At 57.5% G+C, this 17610-nt stretch carries 15 protein-coding genes and 1 tRNA gene; 14 read left to right on the plus strand and 2 right to left on the minus strand.

Translation table 11 applies throughout. The annotated features are described in order from the left end of the window. The first annotated feature begins 204 nt into the window (after positions 1-204). The 9 genes from ACIPK7_RS25555 to ACIPK7_RS25595 all read left to right on the plus strand — a co-directional run bounded on the left by ACIPK7_RS25555 (position 205) and on the right by ACIPK7_RS25595 (position 7486). Positions 205-277: transfer RNA gene (locus tag ACIPK7_RS25555), tRNA-OTHER, on the plus strand. A gap of 362 nt (positions 278-639) precedes the next feature. Beyond that, positions 640-1782: a slipin family protein gene (locus tag ACIPK7_RS25560; RefSeq protein ID WP_401090970.1), complete on the plus strand. Its 1143-nt coding sequence runs from the start codon at positions 640-642 to the stop codon at positions 1780-1782. Positions 1783-1813: 31 nt separating this feature from the next. Continuing rightward, complete coding sequence (locus ACIPK7_RS25565; protein WP_401090972.1) at positions 1814-2212, plus strand: zinc-ribbon domain containing protein; 399 nt, start codon at positions 1814-1816, stop codon at positions 2210-2212. Next, positions 2209-3435, plus strand: coding sequence for an RtcB family protein (locus tag ACIPK7_RS25570; RefSeq protein ID WP_192431703.1), 1227 nt, complete (start codon positions 2209-2211; stop codon positions 3433-3435). The genes ACIPK7_RS25565 and ACIPK7_RS25570 overlap by 4 nt, the downstream gene beginning before the upstream one ends. A gap of 9 nt (positions 3436-3444) precedes the next feature. Further along, positions 3445-4023 (plus strand): hypothetical protein, encoded by a 579-nt coding sequence (locus ACIPK7_RS25575; RefSeq protein ID WP_192431804.1) that lies wholly within the window; start codon positions 3445-3447, stop codon positions 4021-4023. 18 nt (positions 4024-4041) lie between these two features. After that, entirely contained in the window at positions 4042-4842 is an 801-nt protein-coding gene (locus tag ACIPK7_RS25580) for a nucleotidyltransferase domain-containing protein (protein WP_401090974.1), read from the plus strand. Next, positions 4839-5864, plus strand: coding sequence for an RNA 3'-terminal phosphate cyclase (gene rtcA, locus ACIPK7_RS25585; protein WP_401090976.1), 1026 nt, complete (start codon positions 4839-4841; stop codon positions 5862-5864). Before ACIPK7_RS25580 ends, rtcA begins: the two co-directional genes overlap by 4 nt. Positions 5865-5966: 102 nt before the next feature. Next, positions 5967-6326: a hypothetical protein gene (locus tag ACIPK7_RS25590; RefSeq protein WP_401090978.1), complete on the plus strand. Its 360-nt coding sequence runs from the start codon at positions 5967-5969 to the stop codon at positions 6324-6326. A 128-nt stretch (positions 6327-6454) separates the two neighbouring features. Continuing rightward, on the plus strand, positions 6455-7486 hold the full coding sequence (locus ACIPK7_RS25595; protein WP_401090980.1) for a cytochrome-c peroxidase: 1032 nt from the start codon (positions 6455-6457) through the stop codon (positions 7484-7486). A 161-nt stretch (positions 7487-7647) separates the two neighbouring features. Here the strand turns inward: ACIPK7_RS25595 and gdhA are convergent, their stop codons facing one another. Next, entirely contained in the window at positions 7648-8982 is a 1335-nt protein-coding gene (gene gdhA / locus ACIPK7_RS25600) for an NADP-specific glutamate dehydrogenase (protein WP_192431708.1), read from the minus strand. A gap of 217 nt (positions 8983-9199) precedes the next feature. Between gdhA and ACIPK7_RS25605 the strand changes: the two genes are divergently transcribed. Next, on the plus strand, positions 9200-9496 hold the full coding sequence (locus ACIPK7_RS25605; RefSeq protein ID WP_401090982.1) for a hypothetical protein: 297 nt from the start codon (positions 9200-9202) through the stop codon (positions 9494-9496). Positions 9497-9561: 65 nt separating this feature from the next. Here ACIPK7_RS25605 and ettA read toward each other — a convergent pair whose 3' ends face one another. Further along, complete coding sequence (gene ettA, locus ACIPK7_RS25610; RefSeq protein ID WP_192431709.1) at positions 9562-11226, minus strand: energy-dependent translational throttle protein EttA; 1665 nt, start codon at positions 11224-11226, stop codon at positions 9562-9564. A gap of 136 nt (positions 11227-11362) precedes the next feature. Between ettA and ACIPK7_RS25615 the strand changes: the two genes are divergently transcribed. The 4 genes from ACIPK7_RS25615 (at position 11363) to ACIPK7_RS25630 (ending at position 16665) form a co-directional block, all read left to right on the plus strand. Further along, on the plus strand, positions 11363-12616 hold the full coding sequence (locus tag ACIPK7_RS25615) for a tyrosine-type recombinase/integrase (protein ID WP_401090984.1): 1254 nt from the start codon (positions 11363-11365) through the stop codon (positions 12614-12616). Further along, positions 12613-13548 (plus strand): hypothetical protein, encoded by a 936-nt coding sequence (locus ACIPK7_RS25620; RefSeq protein WP_401090986.1) that lies wholly within the window; start codon positions 12613-12615, stop codon positions 13546-13548. The genes ACIPK7_RS25615 and ACIPK7_RS25620 overlap by 4 nt, the downstream gene beginning before the upstream one ends. A gap of 591 nt (positions 13549-14139) precedes the next feature. Continuing rightward, entirely contained in the window at positions 14140-16215 is a 2076-nt protein-coding gene (locus tag ACIPK7_RS25625) for a hypothetical protein (RefSeq protein ID WP_401090988.1), read from the plus strand. Positions 16216-16218: 3 nt separating this feature from the next. Next, positions 16219-16665 (plus strand): hypothetical protein, encoded by a 447-nt coding sequence (locus ACIPK7_RS25630; protein ID WP_401090990.1) that lies wholly within the window; start codon positions 16219-16221, stop codon positions 16663-16665. The last annotated feature ends 945 nt before the right edge of the window (positions 16666-17610 follow it).

The following is a 17610-nucleotide window of genomic DNA, read 5'->3' on the forward strand; positions in this document are numbered from 1 at the left end:
ACTGAAAACAAATTTAAATCCTTATCTATCAACAACTTGAAATAAAACAAGATAACCAGAAAGCAACCTTGGCACGCCCCTCGCTATATCTCCCTCGACCGCATCGCTGATGCAGCCCACGGGCAGGGACTTCAACTCCCGCCGGTGCCCGAGCCCACCCCTGGTGTCGGCTTCGTGCATGCCGCTGCAGCAGTCACGGTCGATGGCGCGGTAGCTCAGCCCGGTAGAGCACTCCACTTTGATGGAGCCGTCGCAGGTTCGAATCCTGCCCGCGCCGTTCGATAGCTCAGTCCGGTAGAGCAGCCATCCACGAAATGGCCTGTCGCGGGTTCGACTCCCGCTCGAACACTGCCCTGTTAAGGCAGCTACTCATGTAGGCAACACCCCGCCGGTGGGCGACGGGACAGGCGCAAACAGGCCAGGAAGGCCGAATACGCCAGGGACCCGAAGCCACCGCCGGCCCGCCCGGTACGAGGACCGGGCCCGCGACAAGACAAGTGCTGGCCGATGGATTCGGCGCAATGGACAGGCAGTCCGCAGCACCTGGCTCTCGCAGGCCCCCGCCTCGCCACCCGACGGGCTGGCGGACACCGGCACCCAGCACAACAAGAAGCACGCACAACAGAAGAAGGAAGAGAGATGAAACTGCTGAAGCGCTTTACCGTGAAGAAGAACGAACGCGGCCTGCTGTACTCCGAGGGCGATTTCCTGGCAGTCCTCGAGCCGGGCATCCACCGTCACCTGGACCTGCACAACCGCCTGAGCGTGGAAACCTTCAGCCTGAACACCCCGCTGTTCGATCACCGCCTGGCTGGCTACCTGCGCCAGTCCGAACCGGCGCTGGTCGAACGCTACTTCACCCGCATGGACCTGGCCGAGAACGAGGCCGGCCTGCGCTTCGAGGACGGCGTGCTGGCGGAAATCCTCGCGCCGGGCAGCCGCCGGCTGTACTGGAAAGGCCAGACCGAACAGCGCCTGGAGCGCATCGACCTGAGCCAGGAGTACCGCGTGGCTCCGGCGCTGTTGCAGCAGATGCAGGGCAACCTGCGCGGTCGCAGCGTGGTCGGCGTCGAGGCGCTGCTGGTGACCCTGGTACCGGCTTACCAGGTCGGCGTGCTGAAGGTCGACGGTGCGGTGATCGAGTTGCTGCCGGCAGGCCAGTACGGTTTCTGGCGCTACAACCGCCAGGTCAGCGTGGAGCTGATCGATACGCGGATCCAGGCGCTGGAAGTCAGCGGCCAGGAAATCCTCACCCGCGACAAGGTGAGCCTGCGCCTGAACCTGGCCGCCAACTGGCGTTACAGCGACGTGCTGACAGCGTTTTCCAGCCTGTCCAAGCCGCTGGAACACCTCTACCGCGAGCTGCAATTCGGCCTGCGCGCGGCGGTGGGCACCCGCTCGCTGGATGAGTTGCTGGAAAACAAGCAGCTCATCGACGACTCGGTCAGCGCCTACCTGAAGGAGCGCCTGCCGGGCACCGGCATCGAGGTCAGCGGCCTGGGCGTGCGCGACATCATCCTGCCGGGCGAGATGAAGACCCTGCTGGCCCAGGTTGTGGAAGCGGAGAAGGCCGCGCAGGCGAACGTGATCCGTCGTCGCGAAGAAACCTCGGCGACCCGCTCGCTGCTGAACACAGCCAAGGTGATGGAGGACAACCCCACTGCCCTGCGCCTGAAGGAACTGGAAACCCTGGAGCGGGTAGCCGAACGAATCGACCGCATCTCGGTATTCGGCGGCCTGGATCAGGTATTGAATGGACTGGTAACGCTGAAGCAGGCCTGACACAGGCCAGCCCGGCGCAGGAGACAGCACGGTGAAGAGCAACAAGCAACGCCGCCGGGAAATCCGCCAGGCGCGCGAGCAACGCAAGGCGAAGAAGGCCGCGCCAGCCTGGCATCCTTCGGGCCAGGTCGTTCCGCCCGGCAGCGTCCCTGTCAACCGCTCGAACCTGGCGCCTTACAACAGCTACGGCGACCCGTTGTTCGTGCGCCGTGGCTGGTACGAGGACCGGGATTTCATCTGCCACGACTGCGGCGCCGAGCAGACCTGGACCGCCGCCCAGCAGAAGTGGTGGTACGAAGACTGTAAGGGACAGGTGTTTTCCACGGCGATACGCTGCCGCGCCTGTCGATTGAACAAACGAATTCGCGATGGCCGGGCACAACCCGCTGCCGGCCAGCCCGCCAAGCAAATGAAGAGAGTCGAAACATGAGCACCAAGACCTTCCAACTGCTGGAAGTCGCCAACGGCAAACCGATCAAGCTCTGGACCCAGGGCGTGCCGGTGGAAGACGACGCCAGGCAGCAACTGATGAACACCGCGAAGATGCCTTTCATCTTCAAGCACCTGGCCGTGATGCCGGACGTGCACCTGGGCAAGGGGTCGACCATCGGCAGCGTGATTCCCACCAAAGGCGCCATCATCCCGGCGGCCGTGGGTGTGGATATCGGCTGCGGAATGATTGCGGCGCGCACCTCGCTGATGGCCGCGGACCTGCCGGACAACCTGCACGGCCTGCGGACTGCCATCGAGAAAGCCGTACCGCACGGCCGCAGCAACACCCGGGCAGGCCGCGACAAAGGCGCCTGGGAAAACGTGCCCGAGCACGCCGACGACGCGTGGCGCGCGCTGGCCGGCCGCTTCAAGGTGATTACCGACAAGCATCCGAAACTGGAGAAAACCAACAACCGCAAGCACCTGGGAACCCTCGGTACCGGCAACCACTTTATCGAGGTCTGCCTCGACGAGGCCAACCGCGTCTGGTTCATGCTGCACAGCGGTTCGCGTGGTGTGGGTAATGCCATCGGCAACCTGTTCATCGAACTGGCCCAGGCCGATATGCGCCAGCACATCGCCAACCTGCCAGACCGTGACCTGGCCTACTTCGAGGAAGGCAGCCAGCACTTCGACGACTACGTGGAAGCCGTGGGCTGGGCCCAGGACTTCGCCCGGCAGAACCGTGAGCTGATGATGCACTCGGTGATCGCGGCGGCGCGGCAGATCATCCGCAAGCCGTTCGAAGCGAGCCTGGAAGCGGTGAACTGCCACCACAACTACGTACAGAAGGAACGCCACTTCGGCGAAGAGGTTCTGGTGACGCGCAAAGGCGCGGTGTCTGCGCAGAAGGGTCAGCTGGGCATCATTCCGGGATCGATGGGTGCGAAGAGCTTCATCGTCCGCGGCTTGGGCAATGAAGAGGCGTTCTGCTCGTGCAGCCACGGCGCCGGGCGGACCATGAGCCGCACCAAGGCTAAGAAGCTGTTCAGCGTCGAGGACCAGGTACGCGCCACCGCCCACGTCGAATGCCGCAAGGACGCCGACGTGATCGACGAGATCCCGATGGCCTACAAGGACATCGACGCCGTGATGGACGCCCAGCGCGAGCTGGTGGAAGTGCTGCATACCCTGCGCCAGGTGGTGTGCGTGAAAGGATGAAGTGAAGACATGCTGCAACCCATGGAAAACCAGCGCATACAGGCCCTGCGCAGCCGCCTGGAACAGGAGCGCTGCGTCTTCGACTTCCGTGTGCTGACACTCGACCCGACCGCCACGCCCGGCGAGGTGGAACATCGCCTGGCGTTGCAGCTGCTGTTCGATTCCATCCAGGAACGCGCGCGCAAGTGGCAGGCGGAAGTCATCGCCCACCACCCGCAGTACGCCAACCACAAGTGGGCAGACCTGACGCCGGACCTGGCCCAGGCCCGCCCGCAGGCGCTCGGCATCGAGGAAATACGCGAGCTGAACCGCGACGACGGCCCGCTGTGCCGCGCCTTCCGCGATCCGCCCTATGGCACCCAGCTGCAGGTCGCGGACTTCCGCGAATGGCTGCAGGCACTGCGGCTGTATCCGGACGAAGGCCTGCAGGTGCTCGACTGGGTTGGCGACGGCGATGCCGAACCGCACCGCAGCAACTGGAGCATCTACTTCGACGACGGCAAGGAGTGGTGGGGCATCTGGTGCCTCACCCTGTACAACCCGCGACGACGAACATTGTCCGCGCTGGCCGCCAGCGCGACGGACTGAAAGAACAAGGAACACCCGATGAACAGGGACGAGCGCCATCCACTCCCCGCCGCCATGCGCGAACGGGTACTGGAAGAACTGGCAAGACTGGAACAGGAGCGCGGCGTGACCGTGCTCTACGCATGCGAATCCGGCAGCCGCGCCTGGGGCTTCGCCTCACCGGACAGCGACTACGACGTGCGCTTCGTCTACGTGCACCAGCCGGACTGGTACCTGCGCGTAGAAGAGCCGCGCGACGTGCTGGAGCGCCCGCTGACCGACGAACTGGACCTCAGCGGCTGGGAACTGCGCAAGACGCTGCGGCTGCTGCGTAAATCCAACCCGACGCTGCTGGAGTGGCTGGACTCGCCGCTGGTGTACCGCAGCGAACCAGCAGCGACCGAAGGCCTGCGCCAGCTGGCGCGGGATTTCTACTCGCCCGCCGCCGCAAGGGCGCACTACCTGTCGATGGCGAAGAAGAACTTCCGCGGCTATCTGCAGGGCGAAGAGGTTCGCTACAAGAAGTACCTCTACGTGCTGCGCCCGCTGCTGGCGGTGCGCTGGATCGACCAGGGCCTCGGCATGCCGCCGATGGTCTTCGAGACACTGATGGAAGCGACCCTCGACGATGCCGCGCAGCGCGCCGAAGTCGAGGAACTGCTGGTGCTCAAGCGCCAGGCGGTAGAGGCCGAGTACGGCCCGGCGCGCCCGGCCCTGCACCGGCTGATCGAGGAACAACTGCAACGCGCGGAAACCCTCGGCGCCCTCCGTGGCGGCTGTCACGACACGGAGCGCCTGGACCGTTACCTGCGCGAGCAGGTGAGGAAATACGCCAGATGAACAAACACCTGATCGAACTCGACGGCGCCGAAGGCGGCGGGCAGATACTGCGCAGCGCGCTGAGTCTGTCGATGATCACCGGCAAGGCGCTGCGCATCGTCAACATCCGTGGCCGCCGCTCGCGGCCGGGGCTGCTGCGTCAGCACCTGACGGCCGTGCGCGCGGCGGCGAAAATCTGTGGCGCGGAGGTGGAAGGCGACGAGCTCGGTTCGCGCAGCCTGAGCTTCCGCCCCGGCGCGATTCGCGGCGGCGACTACCGCTTCGCCATCGGCAGCGCGGGCAGCGCTGTGCTGGTGTTGCAGACGCTGCTGCCGGCCATGCTGTTCGCCGATGGGCCAAGCAGCCTGGAGATCAGCGGCGGCACGCACAACCCGCTGGCGCCGCCGGCGGACTTTATCGAGCGCAGCTGGCTGCCGTTGCTGCGGCGCATGGGCGCGAAGGTCGACTTCGAGCTGCTGCGCCACGGCTTCATGCCGGCTGGCGGCGGTGAGCTGCTGGTGCGCACCACGCCCGGCGAGTTGCAGCCGCTGCATCTGCCGGAAGCCGGCGCCGTGCTTTCGCGCTCGGCCCGCGCCCTGCTGGCGGCCATTCCCGGTCACGTGGGGGATCGCGAGCTGGAGAAGGTGAAGCGGCACCAGGATTGGCACGCCGCTTCCGCTCAGGTCGTCCGCCTTCCGGAAGACCAGGGTCCGGGCAACGCCTTGCTACTGGAAGTGGAGTGCGAGCAGTTGACCCTGGTGTTCTGCGCCTTCGGTCAGTCCGGGGTCAGCGCCGAGCGCGTGGCCAGCCAGGCGCTACGCCAGGCCGACGACTGGCGCCGCGGCGGCACCAGCGTCGAGGAGCACCTCGCCGACCAGTTGCTGCTGCCCATGGCATTGGCCGGCGGCGGCAGTTTCATCACGCCGACGCTGAGCGATCATCTGCTGAGCAATCGCGCGGTGATCGAAGCTTTCCTACCGGTGCGGATCGATTGCGCGACGAGGCCGGCAGCTGGCCAGCACATCCGCATCACGCCGGCTTGACGCTTTCCTCACGAGCCGCTGGCTAGATTGGCGCCACGTCACCCAGAGTGGCGCCAACTCTTCCGGCGTGTGTGCCCGCCCCATCGGCACACGGGAGTCTCCATGGCGCACCGCGCCGCCCTCGGCCTGCTCTGCGCCGCGCTGCTCGCCGGCTGCGAAACCACCCACGAAACTCTCATCGCCCAGGGCTACCCGCCCGCCTATGCCGACGGCTATGACGACGGCTGCGGCAGCGGTCGCCAGGCGGCCGGAGCCATCACCGGCGAATTCCGCAAGAACGTGCCGCGCTACCTCGGCGAGCCGAAATACGCCCTGGGCTGGAACGACGGCTTCCAGCAATGCCAGGCCATGCGCGTGAGCCAGGAGCGCCAGCAGTACGAAGAACAGCGCAACAGCGACCGGGACCGCGACTGGGAACAACAGAAAGACCGCGCGCTATCCCGCGCCCTGCGCGGCAACTGACCGCTGCGGCAACCATCCACACCCACGCCGGAGCACCCGCTTGATTTCGGTCAAGCCGCCAATCCTCCCGCTGCCCTCTCCTTGAACTCAGAAGAAAGAAACCAAAGCCTGAGACAAGGAGACTCCACATGCAGCCCATCAAACTGGCCCTGGGCAGCCTGCTGCTGGCCGTGAGCACGGCGGCAGCCCACGCCGATGCCGACACCCTGCGCGACCAAGCCAACAGCATCTTCAAACCGATCCCCGAGCAGGCCAGCGACAAGCTCGACCCCAACCAGGTTGAACTGGGCCGGCAACTGTTCTTCGAGCCACGCCTGTCCGCCAGCCATGTGATCAGTTGCAACACCTGCCACAACATCGGCACTGGCGGCGCCGACAACGTGCCCGCTTCCAGCGGCCACGCCTGGCAGAAAGGTGCGCGCAACTCGCCCACCGTATTCAACGCGGTCTTCAACGTCGCGCAGTTCTGGGATGGCCGCGCCAAGGATCTGGAGGAACAGGCCAAGGGCCCGGTGCAGAACCCGGTGGAGATGCACAACACGCCGAAGAACGTCGAGGCCACGCTGCGCAGCATGCCGGAGTACGTCGCCTCCTTCGAAAAGGCCTTCCCCAGCGACAAGCAACCGGTCAGCTTCGACAACATGGCCCGCGCGCTGCAGGCCTTCGAGTCGACCCTGATCACCCCGGACTCGCGCTTCGACCTCTACCTCAAGGGCGATGACAATGCCCTCGATGCCAAGGAGAAAAAGGGCCTGCAGACCTTCATGAGCTCGGGCTGCATCAGTTGCCACAACGGCGTGAACATGGGCGGCCAGGCCTACTTCCCGTTCGGCCTGGTGAAGAAGCCCGACGGCAAGATTCTGCCCACCGGCGACAAGGGCCGCTTCGAAGTGACCAAGACGCAGAACGACCAGTACGTGTTCCGCGCCGCGCCCCTGCGCAACATCGCTCTAACCGCACCGTACTTCCACAGCGGGCAGGTCTGGGACCTGGAGGAAGCAGTGGCAATCATGGGTACCGCGCAGCTGGGCAAACAGTTGAACGCCGAGGAAGTCGGCGACATCGTCGCCTTCCTCAAGACCGCCACCGGAAATCAGCCGAAGGTGGAATACCCGCTGCTGCCGCCGAGTACCGCGACCACGCCCAAACCGGTGGATTAACGACAGGCCTGTAGGACCGAGGGGCGCCCAGCCCTTGCTCGAGATCGAGCCGAGCAGGGGAGCCAGACCGATTCGCGAGCAAGCTCGCTCCTACGAAAAGCCTGCACGAGCCACAAAGAAAAACGGGCCCATCGGGCCCGTCTTTCATTTACAGGGAGCGATCAGACCACGCCCTGGGCCAGCATCGCATCGGCGACCTTGACGAAGCCGGCGATGTTCGCGCCCTTCACGTAGTTGATCCGGCCATTTTCCTCGCCGTAGGCGACGCAGGCATGGTGGATGTTCTGCATGATGCCGTGCAGGCGCTGGTCCACTTCACCGGCGGTCCACAGCAGGCGCATGGCGTTCTGGCTCATCTCCAGGCCGCTGGTGGCGACGCCGCCGGCGTTGGAAGCCTTGCCCGGTGCGTAGAGGATGCCGGCGTCGATGAAGATATCCACAGCCTCCAGGGTCGACGGCATGTTCGCGCCTTCGGCCACGCAGATGCAGCCGTTGGCCAGCAGGGTGCGCGCGTCGTTGGCATCCAGCTCGTTCTGGGTAGCGCAGGGCAGCGCGATATCGCAGGCCAGCGACCAGGGGCGCTCACCGGCAATGAAGCGCAGGCCGGGGCCGGTCATTTCGCTGAGACGGCCGCGACGGACGTTCTTCAGCTCCATCACGGCCTCCCACTGTTCCAGGGTCAGGCCGGCCTCGAAGAACAGAGTGCCTTCGGAATCGGACAGCGAGATCACCTTGCCGCCCAGTTCCATGACCTTCTGCGCGGCGTACTGGGCCACGTTGCCGGAGCCGGAGATGGCCACACGCTGGCCGTCGAAGCCGCTTTCGCGGGCCTTGAGCATCTCCTGGGCGAAGTACACGCAGCCGTAGCCGGTAGCTTCCGGGCGGATCAGGCTGCCGCCGTAGGACATGCCCTTGCCGGTCAGCACCGAGGTGAACTCGTTGGACAGGCGCTTGTACTGGCCGAACAGGTAGCCGATCTCGCGGGCGCCTACGCCGATGTCGCCGGCCGGCACGTCGAGGTCAGCGCCGACGTGGCGGAACAGCTCGCTCATGAACGACTGGCAGAAGCGCATGACTTCGGCGTCGCTCTTGCCCTTGGGGTCGAAGTCCGAGCCGCCCTTGCCGCCGCCCATGGGCAGCGAGGTCAGGGAGTTCTTGAAGACCTGCTCGAAGGCCAGGAACTTCAGCACGCCCAGGTTCACCGAGGGATGGAAGCGCAGGCCGCCCTTGTAGGGGCCGATGGCGCTGCTCATCTGGATGCGGAAACCGCGGTTGACCCGCACTCGTCCGGCATCATCCACCCACGGCACGCGGAACAGGATCGCGCGTTCGGGCTCGACGATGCGTTCGACGATGCCGGCCTGCAGGTAGTGCGGATTGGCTTCGAGGAAGGGCCAGAGGGAGCGCAGCACCTCTTCCACCGCCTGGTGGAATTCGGGCTGATCGGGGTCGCGCCGCTTGAGGCGCTCGAGGAACGAGTCAACGGATTGCGTCATGTCTACACCGGTACTTTTCTGATTATGTGATGCTTTTTTGCCGGCAGACTCTAACAATCCACGCCGCCCCGAGATAGTGCGGCGTGACGCTTTTATGAATCTTTATGGTGCAAAAAATATAAATCCCACGTCTGCCGGACCGGCAGAAAAGCAGATTTTTGTATACAAAATCAATAGCCAGTTGCACTCAACAACTCATGCCTCCAGGACGCCCACGATGCTCGCACTCCCGCTCGCTCTTCTCGCCGCCCTCACCTGCACTCTCGCCCTGCCCGCCCATGGGGCCATGAAACTGGGCAACTTCACCGAATCCGGCGCACTGGTGGTGGCGGATACATTCGACAGCGAAGTGATCCACAAGTCGAAGTTCAGCACCGACGACCTGGAGCGCATGTCGCGCCAGCTGGAAGAACAGCAACGCAGCCTGCAGGACCAGGCGCGGCAAATCGACACACTGCAGCGCCAGCTGGAGGAACAGCGTCGAGCCCTAGACGATCTCAAGCGCAGCCGCTGATCACTGTCGGCGCGCACCGCAAAAAAAAACGGGGCCCGAAGGCCCCGTTCTCATGCAGAAGCGGCTTACGCCAGCTTCTTGTAACGCACGCGGTGCGGCTGCGAGGCAGCGTCGCCCAAGCGCTTTTTACGATCGGCTTCGAACTCGGTGTAGTTGCCTTCGAAGAAGACCACCTTGCCGTCGTCCTCGTAGGAGAGGATGTGAGTCGCGATGCGGTCCAGGAACCAGCGATCGTGGGAAATCACGATGGCGGCGCCGGGGAAGTCCAGCAGCGCTTCTTCCAGCGCACGCAGGGTTTCCACGTCGAGGTCGTTGGACGGTTCGTCGAGCAGCAGCACGTTGCCGCCCTGCTTCAGGGTCAGGGCCAGGTGCAGACGGCCACGCTCACCACCGGAGAGGTCCTTGACGAACTTCTGCTGGTCGCCGCCCTTGAAGTTGAAGCGGCCGACGTAGCTGCGCGACGGGACTTCGTAGTTACCGATCTTGATCTGCTCGAAGCCGTCGGACACCTGTTCCCAGACGGTCTTGTTGCCTTCGAGGACTTCGCGGCTCTGGTCGACGCTGGCGATCTGCACGGTTTCGCCGATCTCGATGCTGCCCGAGTCCGGTTGCTCCTTGCCGGTCAGCATGCGGAACAGGGTGGATTTACCCGCGCCGTTGCCGCCGATCACGCCGACGATGGCGCCCTTGGGAATGCTCAGCGACAGGTTGTCGATCAGCACGCGCTCGCCGTAGCCCTTGGTGACGTTGTGCAGCTCGATGACCTTGTCGCCCAGGCGCGGACCGGCCGGGATGTAGATCTCGTTGGTCTCGCTGCGCTTCTGGAATTCCTGCGATTGCAGTTCCTCGAAACGCTGCAGACGAGCCTTGGACTTCGACTGGCGAGCCTTGGCGCCCTGGCGAACCCATTCCAGTTCGGCCTTCATGGCCTTGGCGTGGGAGGCTTCCTGCTTGGCTTCCTGAGCCAGGCGGTTGGCCTTGGATTCCAGCCAGCCGGAGTAGTTGCCTTCGAACGGAATACCCTGGCCACGGTCCAGCTCGAGAATCCAGCCGGCGACGTTGTCGAGGAAGTAACGGTCGTGGGTGATCGCTACCACGGTGCCCGGGAAGTCGTGGAGGAAGTGTTCCAGCCAGGCGACGGAGTCGGCGTCCAGGTGGTTGGTCGGTTCGTCCAGCAGCAGCATGTCGGGGGCGGACAGCAGCAGGCGGCACAGGGCCACGCGGCGCTTCTCACCACCGGAGAGGTGCTCGATCTTGGCGTCCCAGGCCGGCAGACGCAGGGCGTCGGCGGCGACTTCCAGCTGACGCTCGAGGTTGTGGCCGTCGGAAGCCTGGAGGATGGCCTCCAGCTTGGCCTGCTCGGCGGCCAGGGCGTCGAAGTCGGCGTCCGGCTCGGCGTAGGCGGCGTAGACCTCGTCCAGGCGCGCCTGGGCAGCCTTGATCTGGCCGACGGCCTCTTCGACGATCTCACGCACGGTGGCCTGCGGGTCAAGGCGCGGCTCCTGCGGCAGGTAACCGACATTGATGCCCGGCATCGGGCGGGCTTCACCTTCGATCTCGGTGTCGACGCCGGCCATGATGCGCAGCAGGGTGGATTTACCCGCGCCGTTCAGGCCGAGTACGCCGATCTTGGCGCCGGGGAAGAACGACAGGGAGATGTTCTTGAGGATTTCACGCTTGGGCGGCACGACCTTGCCGACCCGGTGCATGGTGTAGACGTATTGAGCCATACTGATGAGCTCCAAGAGAAACGTAAATAAATAGCCCGAAAGGCATTCAAAAATAGCATAAAAAGGCTGTTGACAGAATAACCGTCCGACGCGCCACATGAAGGTTATTGGGTACTGAACACGGGATGTAATTACCATGCTTCCGTATCACGTCACGATGGTGCTTTGCAGCAACGGCGAACGCCTTCCCACCTTGATAAAGCGGGAAACGGGCGTACCAGATTTCGACGCGACCTTATGGGTCGTAAGCGCACTGCGAAAATCAAACTTGGCGAGTTCTACAATAGAGCAAGCTCTCCGAAGCGTATCAATCCTTTACACGTTATTATCTAGTAGAGGAATTCTCTTATCTGAACGAGCTAAGAGCGGGAAGTTCTTAAGCGCATCAGAAGTTGACCTAATAATAGACGCCACTTATAGACGAGTTTCACTTCTTGTATCAACAGAGAAGACCAGAGCACTTCCATACTCCCACATCAACATGGAGCGACTTCGCGCCAAGAACAAAAGCAGCCAACAGAACACAGTCCACCCCGGAACTGCAGCGATACGCTTATTTTACATAGGAAAATTCCTATCTTGGCGGTTCGAAAAGGAAATAGCAAAAGCCAAAGCTTCATTAAAAAGCGATCTACAAGAGCTCAAGGAACTAATTGAGCGGAAAATACAAAAGAGCACACCTCACCTAAGCAAAAGCTCTACCCTCAATGATAGGCTTGGCCTTACCCCTGAACAACTACTGGAACTAGACTCCATAGTACAACCAGAAAGCCCACTAAACCCTTGGAACCTTGCCTTCACGCGTCCCCGCAACCACCTCATAACGCAAATTATCTCAAAGCTGGGAATTAGACGATCTGAACTTCTAGGATTGAGAGTTGAAGACTTTTCCCCGCGAAACTTAGAAATACTCATACACCGCCGCCCGGACGACATAGAAGATCCGCGTCTAAGAGAGCCCAACTCAAAAACAAACGGCCGAGGACTAAAAATTGACAGAGAAACAGCGCAACTCATAACCAAGTACCTGCCCTTACGCCACAAGATAGTAAAAGGCAGACACAGCTTCCTAATAGTTTCAAACAGTGGGACCCCATTAAGCACTTCAGAGCTCAACAGAATATTCACCGACATTAGAAAAGCAACAACTTTGGAAACCATATGCCCACATACATTAAGACACACCTACTTTGAGATCCTAGCCAGGGACATGTATCAAGCAGGTTTTAGCGAAAATGAAATGATGAGAATATTGCGAAGAATAGGCGGATGGAGTGACACATCTCAAACACCTCGGCGCTACATTAAGAGATTCATCCAAGAGCAAGCAGCAGAGGCCAGTCTATCTATACAGAGCAAGATTTTCGGGACTGAGGAAAGCCAAAAATGAAAAAATTGGCTGCAGCTTTCATTGAAGAAAACTCATCCATTCCCCTTAAAGATATTGAAACGACAAGAAGCAGCACGGAATACTTAACAAAACCTGACAATTGGGCATTCCGAGATGGGGTCAAGCAGATCTCAATGAATTTCAAAAACATACCACAACCCTACAGTGATCTGATTCCACATATCAAGAAACTATTCACCTGGGAGCTTAAGCACAAATCTCCAAGCACTGCCAACACTTTATTTCATACGCTAATATATTTATTACGAAACATTCAAAAACTTGAGCCAAGTTCACCCCCAGAAATTACGGCGGAACAAATCATAGTCTTTAAGCTGCAAAAGAAGAATCACGTCCATATTCTTGCCGCCATCCGTCCACTACTTGTTGACTGGAGCGATCTCAAGCTCCCAGGATTTGGGCAAGAAGCCTGCAAACTAATTAAGTCTCTAAAACTCAAGCAATACCCACTTGGAGAGGCCGTACGGACACACGATCCGATCAAGGGACCATTCACTGATCTGGAGTTCGACACGATTAGCGCATCTCTCACCAACTCTTACGCAGACGGACTAATAAATCGCGAGAATTACATACTCTGCTATTTATTTATGACTCTCGCCCCACGCCCTGTACAGGCAGCCTCATTAAAATGCATGGACTTTGAACTACTACCCGACGGCACTTATATATTAAGACTCCCTCGCGCCAAGAAAGAAAATAAGCTTTTGCGCAGCGAATTCAAAAAAAAGAACGATAGTAAAGCAATTCGGAGAGATATTACATTCCCACGTAATATCCATAAAATCCGAATTCAAGGACATGCTGGACGACGTAGATCAAGCACCTTTATTTCCGCAGAGGAAAAAACAATACTTCGCAAAATCCGTGGGATTCGAATATCACTGCACCTCAGCTGCATTGACATATAGAATCGAGCGACTATTCAAAAAACTTAAGATACCATCAATACGAACAAATGACTATTTAAATGTATTTCCATATCGATTCCGAAGAACATTTTGCAGCAGAGGAATTGATGAGGGCGTGCCACTCACAGTTCTAGCAGAATTGCTTGACCATATAACTTTAGACAACTTGAAGATTTATGCTGACTTGAGCAAAAAAGAGAGAATACACTTCAACGAGGCAATAGGCCCGTCCATGGAACCCATAGTGAAGGCGTACTCTGGGAGACTTCTTAGAAAAGAATCGGAAGCAACAAGACCTGACGAATGCAGTCGAATAGTTGATCTGCGAGTTGATAAATCCGGCCGCGCCATGGGAAGTTGCGGAAGTCTCATTCGATGTCAGTTCTCCAGGCCATGGGCTTGCTATGGCGGATGCCCTTGCTTTGAGCCCTGGCTGGACGGCCCGCATGAAGCCGCGCTCTCTTATATGATCGACGCTCAAAAGAAAATCTCTGCTAATGCAGACGCAAGGATTGCACACATTAATGATATTTCTATCCTAGGCTGCCTACAAATTATAAAAAGATGCAAAGAACTGAAGGAGTCAGACTAATGAGACCTGACGAAGCCAGTAGCAGATTAAAAGAATTCATCGAGACTTGGAAAAAATACCCAGCACTATTGCCACAGAACCGCTATGAAGATAATGCTTGGTACATCCGGGATGCAGGACAGTTGGGATCAGCTACAAACTACATATATTTCTCTTCAAGAAATTTTCGCCCAAAATCTTTGAGAAAAGACAGGACAAATCCTCGCCCTTCGATTATTCCCGAAGAAATGCTGATGCACGAACCTTTTCTTTCATTCGCAAAGTCCCTGATTATATACCTAAGCATATCCAAGCCAACTGTCGTCATTGCAATTAGACTAACAACAATAAAAATTCTCTACGAATCGCTTTTAAAGATTACAGGGAGTTACTGCCCAACAAAAATCACTGCCGAAATTTTAGAGCAAGCAGCAGAAGATATTACAGAAAACTTCGCCCCCACCACATCCAGCAGTTATCACGCCCAGCTGGGCCAGATATACAGAGCCATACTCTCACTTAACCTTTATGAAAGAAGCTTTACTTGGAGACCGCCTACTATCAAGAAAAGCCGAAGAACAAGATTTGGAGAGCAATTCGACATAGAAAGAAATAGAAAGTTACCCGACCCGATGGCGCTTGAGGCACTAGCAGAAATATTTACGTCCGAAACTTCGGACAAATGCTGCATGGTATCCAGCGCAATAAGCGCCCTGCTAATATCAAACCCAAGCCGTGTCATCGAGGTACTGCACCTTCCTCTCGATATTTTAATTGACGACGTGGAAGGTATCACTACACCAAGTGAAGCCCCTGGCATGATTTGGTATCCTGCAAAAGGGGGAATGCCAACTATTAAGCCATTAATTGCAGAGATGGCTCCTGTGGTTCGCCAAGCCATAGATAAACTAAAGGTTCTTTCTCAACCTGCGAGATTGATCTGCATATGGTACGAATCAAACCCTAAATCAATCTATCTCCCACCAATCCTAGAGTGCCTCAGGGGTAAGGAATATATAAATTACAAAGAAGCCTTTGCGATTTTATTCAGCGGTGAAATTAGAGATATATCTCGCCCTGAAACCGCAAGAGTTCGAAACACTTTGAGAAGGCTCGAAATCCCTTTTAATCACACAGGCAATCAACCGGTTAAAATAAAATTCTCCAGCCTTGAAAAGGCCATTATTAATCAACTGCCACGTGAACTCCCGATATTCGATCCTCGCACAGGTGCAAAATTCAGCGAATCACTACTTATCCAACGCCGCCAAGAGTATAGATCCGACATCCCATTTAACTGCATAATCGAACGAGTTAGCTATTCAATACTTAGCAAATCACTAACAACAAACAAAAAATCGAAGAACAAGTCAATCTTCGAGAAACTTAACTACAGAGACCGAAATGGCAACCACCTTACAATCACCACACATATGTTCAGACACTACCTAAACACTCTAGCCAACCAAACGCTCAAACTTACCGAAGAGGAGATTGCCGCTTGGTCGGGAAGAAAATCCACTCTGCAAAATTCCGTATATAACCACCAATCAGACTTTGACGTTATAAACATCCTTGCAGACGCGCTAGATAAAGAAAAAACACCACTATCTCCTTTCCCCGACATGGCAAATAGGAATCTAATAACCCACGACCAGTTTATAACTGTATCCCACACTGCCGCACACGTAACCATGTACGGACACTGCCTCCATGACTATCTTCTTAGCCCGTGCCAAGCCGCGGGCGGCTGTGTAAACTGTGACGAACATGTATGCATCAAGGGAGATAAGAGAGGCGAGGAGAACCTTCACAGATATAGGAGCGAACTTCAGGAACTTGTCAACTCCGCAAGACTTGCCTTTAGCCAGAAGGTATTGGGCTCTGCAGAATGGTTTAAATTCCAGCTAGACGAACTATCCAGAGTCAATGAGTTAATATATATACTTGAATCCCCCGCGACCCCGGCCGGCGCGATAATCCGGCCGTCATCAATATCATCACCGTCAAGATTTGAAATTGCATCTGGAAAAAGAAGTAAAATCCACCCAAATCTTTTAGAAGAACCAAAAACAAAAAATCTACCAAAAGAGTAATTCATGAAAACCACGAGCCCTAGCAGAGTACGGTCAAAAAATCTAGACGACGGCACAGTATTAAGAATAGTAGAGATCATTGACTTATGGCCACACCCAAAACTAACTTGGAACGATCTAATTCATGAAGTATTTCTATCTCTTCGCATAAAATATACCCGCCAGGCTCTAAACAATCACGCAAGGATAACGGAAGCCTATAAATATAGAAAATGCAACTTACCATCCACAGAGAGCCAGAAGGCTGATACTCCCGAGCAGGCCAGAATCCATAATTTAGAAGAAGAAATCGCACGCCTGCGCCGGGAAAACAACAGCCTACTCGAACAATTTAATCGTTGGGTGTACAACGGCCATCTAAAACAACTTGATGAGTTTATGGATGAAAGCATGAACGATCCGCTCCCTCCTCTCTCTCGCAACCCGACGATTAAACCGAAAAGAGACTAATATCCTTAATTTAATTAGACTACAAACTCTCCGACCAATGGATTAGCCGCTACGGGAGAAATCCTGGAAGAAGAGCTTACATTGTGGAATTGTTATAAATTGGCTTTCACATATCGATTAAACTTCCAACCCCCACATACACTCCGTGCCGCAGCACCAACTAAAATAAAGTTCTTGCTCGCATGCTCTCGCCCCATTCAGCAGAGCATCATTTCTTAAACCAGCAGACATGTGATGAAATTCACCTCTGGCGGCGAATCTACTTTAGAACCAGCAGAAATTTAATCTAAATAAAAATTATTTAATTTTGAAAAATCTCGACACAAGAAAGGCTGAGTATTAATAACTCCAAGAAAAAATAGAGTTTTATCCGAAGTGAATAATCAAGATTAGGCGAAATTACATTGCTTCGTATCGCTGGCAGTGGGCATGGCCTCGGTCGGCTCGGCGCTGGGTGCCTGCATCACAGGCGCTATTGGCGCTACGAGCCAAGGCCACCTGACGGAACGTATCGGCCTCGAGTCGGAGTGTAGGAAACTCAATTAGGGAGAGAACCTAAGCGGTTACAGGGACTTAGGACTGACCATCTGTGAGAAAGGTGACAAGGATTCTTATCGCCAGTCCATCAGTTTCGCGCCCGTTCCCCAGCGGTAAAGTGACCACGAACTCCATACCATTGCTAGCTCGGTGCTGCGCGGAGTTCGTCCCGCCATAACCTGTACAGATCGCCTGCACGGTGGAGGGCCCCAACCCGCTTCCACCTGCACGCCCGGAGCCCCTTGCTCCACGCAGCATGTCACGACGGCTATGCAGCGAGTAGTTTCTAGCCGATGATGGCAATTTGATGGAGTGTAGTGGTCAACCCATCCCGGACAGTGGGTTGAGTTTTTCTTCGGCCACCGCAGGCGGTAGCCCGTCGTTGAATTGATGCGGCCTGATCCAGTT

Source organism: Pseudomonas sp. NPDC086581 (assembly GCF_044746165.1).
GTDB lineage: Bacteria > Pseudomonadota > Gammaproteobacteria > Pseudomonadales > Pseudomonadaceae > Pseudomonas.